1 protein-coding gene is annotated in these 1549 nt (G+C 69.5%); it reads right to left on the reverse strand.

The features are described from left to right. The coding region (locus G6026_RS10915) for an Rne/Rng family ribonuclease (RefSeq protein ID WP_241728036.1) at window positions 1–1549 on the reverse strand (1549 nt) is incomplete at both ends.

Genomic DNA, 1549 nt, shown 5'->3' on the forward strand with positions numbered 1-1549 from the left:
CCGGGTGGGCGGCCGGCGCGGGCCCGTCCTTCTTGGGCGCCTGCCTGGGAGTGGTCGACGACGTGGCCTGGGACTCCGACTGATCCGGGTCCGCTCCCTTGCCACCGCGCTTGCGGCCCCGTCGCGAGCCGGGCTCGTCGGCGTTGTGGGACTCGGTGTGCACCGGGTCGGCGTGCACGATCAGTCCACGGCCCTGGCAGTGCTCACACGGCGTGGAGAAGGCCTCGATGAGACCGGTGCCGAGCTTCTTGCGGGTGAGCTGGACGAGCCCCAACGAGGTGACCTCGGAGACCTGGTGCCGGGTGCGGTCGCGGCCCAGCGCCTCGGTGAGCCGCCGCAGGACGAGGTCGCGGTTGGCCTCGAGCACCATGTCGATGAAGTCGATGATCACCATTCCGCCCACGTCGCGCAGGCGCAGTTGGCGGACGATCTCCTCGGCCGCCTCGAGGTTGTTCTTCGTGACGGTCTCCTCGAGGTTGCCGCCCGAGCCCGTGTACTTGCCGGTGTTGACGTCGATGACCGTCATGGCCTCGGTGCGGTCGATCACGAGTGAGCCGCCGGAGGGCAGCCACACCTTGCGATCGAGGGCCTTGGCCAGCTGTTCGTCCACGCGGTGGGTGGCGAACACGTCGACGTCGGGGTTGTCGTAGCGCTCGAGTCGACCGGTCATCTCCGGTGCGACCCTCGAGACGTAGTCGTGGACGGTGTCCCATGAGGTCTGGCCCTGGATCACCAGCGAGGAGAAGTCCTCGTTGAACAGGTCGCGCACCACCTTGACCAGTAGGTCCGGCTCCTCGTACAGGGCGATCGGAGTGCCCGAGCCGGAGGAGGTCCGCTTGGCCGCCGCCTCGGAGATCTCGGTCCACTGGGCCGCCAGCCGTTCGACGTCCCGGCCGATCTCCTCCTCGCTGACCCCCTCGGCGGCGGTCCGGATGATCACACCCGAACCCTCGGGGACCACGTCCTTGAGGATCGCCTTGAGCCGGCGCCGCTCGGTGTCGGGGAGCTTGCGGGAGATTCCGGTGGAGTTGCCGTCGGGCACGTACACGAGGAACCGGCCGGCCAGCGAGATCTGCGTGGTCAGTCGGGCGCCCTTCTGGCCGATGGGGTCCTTGGTGACCTGCACCAGGACCATGTCGCCTGGCTTGAGCGCCTGCTCGATCCGCCGGGCCTTGCCGCCGAGTCCGGCGGCCTCCCAGTTGACCTCGCCGGCGTACAGCACGCCGTTGCGGCCACGGCCGATGTCGACGAACGCGGCCTCCATGCTCGGGAGCACGTTCTGTACGCGGCCGAGGTAGACGTTGCCCACCATGGAGCGGGCGGACTCGGTGGTCACGAAATGCTCCACCAGGACCTTGTCCTCCAGCACGCCGACCTGGGTCATGACCCCCTTGCCGTCGGCGCGCTTCTTCTCCCGCACCACCATCACGCGGTCGACGGACTCACGGCGGGCGAGGAACTCGGACTCGGAGAGGATGGGCTGGCGCCGGCGCCCGGCATCGCGCCCGTCACGGCGTCGTTGCCGCTTGGCCTCGAGGCGCGTCGAGCC

It is taken from the genome of Dietzia sp. DQ11-38-2, assembly GCF_014145055.1.
Taxonomy (GTDB): Bacteria; Actinomycetota; Actinomycetes; order Mycobacteriales; family Mycobacteriaceae; genus Dietzia.